2 protein-coding genes are annotated in these 2,838 nt (G+C 37.1%); one reads left to right on the top strand and one right to left on the bottom strand.

The window, feature by feature from the left end:
- The coding region (locus AC3DU7_RS12745) for a DUF928 domain-containing protein (RefSeq protein ID WP_488039716.1) at positions 1-681 on the bottom strand (681 nt) is incomplete at its 3' end.
- A 49-nt stretch (positions 682-730) separates the two neighbouring features.
- Here AC3DU7_RS12745 and AC3DU7_RS12740 point away from each other — a divergent pair.
- The coding region (locus AC3DU7_RS12740; protein WP_488039715.1) for a tetratricopeptide repeat protein at positions 731-2,838 on the top strand (2,108 nt) is incomplete at its 3' end.

Genomic DNA, 2,838 nt, shown 5'->3' with positions numbered 1-2,838 from the left:
TAATAATTCTTTCCACTCATTTTCTAACTCTAAATTATCTGGTTCAGCTAAACGTAATTCCGCTAAACCTTTCACGGAATCAAACCAAATTCCATTACTGGCATAAATACTTGGATATTCATTTTTTTCAGCATTTTTTAGTTGATTTACAAGATTGGAATTAGGCTCAATTCGTCGCAGCCAACCACTTACTCTTAAATCATATTTTCTTTGCCTGGAATTACAAATAACTCTAACAATCCAATAATAATTTTTACCAATTTCTAGTTTTGCTTCTGCCTCTGGAATACTAATAGCTATTACACCAGATTTAGCTGGAATATTTATAGGTTCTGTACGGTAAATATCTGTTACACCATCTTCCTTTTTAATGAATATCTGCATTAATTCTGCTGAAGTGGGAGGAACATACATAAAAATTTGAGGAGATTTTGCTACTGTTAATTGCACCTTATTTTTATCTATTTCTGGATTGGGGATTAAGGCAGTTAAAGATAGACCATTGGGATAATCATTGTCTTGAGGGCATTTTTTTGAATCGCGAGTTTTGCGTGCTTTAGTTGTGGGTTGTCCTTCTAAATCTGTTTGGGGTTTGTATTGAGTATTTTCTACTAAGAGAAAGGGGTTAGTAGTTAAAAATAAAATAGTTGTTAAATTTGCTATATAAGTTTGCCAAGTCATTTGATTTTGGGATATTTTTTTAGAAAATACTATAGCATAAGGTGGCATTATGGATCGAGTAAAAGTTCAGAATAGTGATAAGAATTACAAAGGCAAAAAAATATCCCCATCTATGAGTTTTCCCATACGATGGTTGTCTATTTTAAGTGTTAATAGTCTGATGTTATTTAATGTTAGTTTTCCTCTATTAATATTGCCTAGTTTTGTTAATGGGGGAGAAGTTATTGCTCAGACAGATCCCAATTTTGAGGCAGAAAGGTTATATAACCAGGGACGTGAGCTATTGAAGCAGGGTACAGCAGAATCTTTGAGGGAAACAATAATTAAATGGGAAGAAGCACTACTACTATTTAGGAAAACGCGCAACCTGATTTGGGAAGCAACTACACTTCTTGGTATTGGTCGTGTCTACGATATCTTAGGAGAAAAACAAAAAGCTCTCAATTACTACGAGCAAGCTTTACCTATATATCGGGAAGTAGGGGATAAGCGTGGGGAAGCAATTACTCTTAATAATATTGGCAGCGTCTACGATAACTTAGGGGAAAAACAAAAAGCTCTTAATTATTACGAGCAAGCTTTACCTCTATTTCAGCAAGTAAAAGATAAGGCTGGAGAAGTAATCACTCTCAATAATATTGGTGTTGTCTACAATAGTTTAGGAGAAAAACAAAAAGCTCTCAATTACTACGAGCAAGTTTTACCTATATATCGGGAAGTAGACGATCCTCGTCAAGAAGCAAACACTCTGAATAATATTGGCACTATCTATGATGACTTAGGGGAAAAACAAAAAGCTCTCAAAAAATACAAGGAAGCTTTACCTCTATTTCAGCAAGCAGGCGATCGCCGTAGGGAAGCAATCGCTCTCAATAATATTGGTGTTGTCTACAGTGATTTAGGAGAAAAACAAACAGCTATCGATTACTTTGAGCAAGCTTTACCTATACTTCAGCAAGCAGGCGATCGCCGTAGGGAAGCAGGTACTCTCAATAATATTGGTCGTGTCTATGATACGTTAGGAGAAAAACAAAAAGCGCTTAATTATTACGACAAAACTTTATCTCTATTTCGGCAAGTAGACGATCCGGGTGGGGAAGCAAGGACTCTTAATAATATTGGCAGTGTCTACAATACTTTAGGAGAAAAACAAAAAGCTCTTGATTTCTACCAGCAAGCTTTATCTATATCTCAGGAAGTAGGTGACAAGGGTGGGGAAGCAAATATTCTTAACAATATTGGTCATGTCTACAATAGTTTAGGAGAAAAACAAAAAGCTCTCAAAAAATACAATCAAGCTTTACCTATACTTAGGGAAGTAGATGCTCAACGTGTAGAAGCAATTACTCTCAATAATATTGGCATTGTCTACAATGACTTAGGAGAAAAACAAAAAGCACTTGATTTCTACCAGCAAGCTTTACCTCTAAGACGACGAGTAGGAGATAAGGGTGGGGAAGCAACTACTCTGAATAATATTGGCAGTGTCTACAATGACTTAGGAGAAAAACAAAAAGCACTTGATTTCTACCAGCAAGCTTTACCTATACTTCAGGAAGTAGAGGATAAGGCTACGGAAGCAATCGCTATCTCGAACATCGCTTCTGTCAAACGAGACCAAGGCAAACTAACTGAAAGCCTAACATTCATAGAAAAATCCCTAGAAATAATCGAAGAGCTCCGCACCAAAATTGTTGCTCAAGACCTGCGGACATCCTACTTTGCTACAGTTCAAGATAACTATCAATTCTACATTGATATTTTAATGCAACTCCACGAACAAAACCCAGACCAAGGTTTTGATGCTAAAGCACTCCACGCTAGCGAACGCCGTCGCGCCCGCTCCCTCCTCGAACTCCTCACCGAAGCTAACGCCAATATCTACCAAGACGTAGATAAAGGATCACTACAAAAACAACAAAGTTTACTCCAAAAATTTGATGCCACCGAAAAAGAACGCCTGGAATTAGTTAGAGGCGACTTTAAACCAGAACAACTAGAAAAAATCAAACAAAAATTAGCCACTCTCCAAACAGAATACCAACAACTGCAAACCCAAATCAAACAAACTAGCCCCAGTTACGCAGCTCTCAAATATCCCGAACCCCTTAACCTCCAACAAATTCAACAACAGGTACTCGACGACAACACCATACT

The sequence above is a fragment of the Okeania sp. genome (assembly GCF_983059655.1).
The sequence above is the reverse complement of the archived record's forward strand: the minus strand, read 5'-3'. Positions and strand labels throughout refer to the sequence as shown.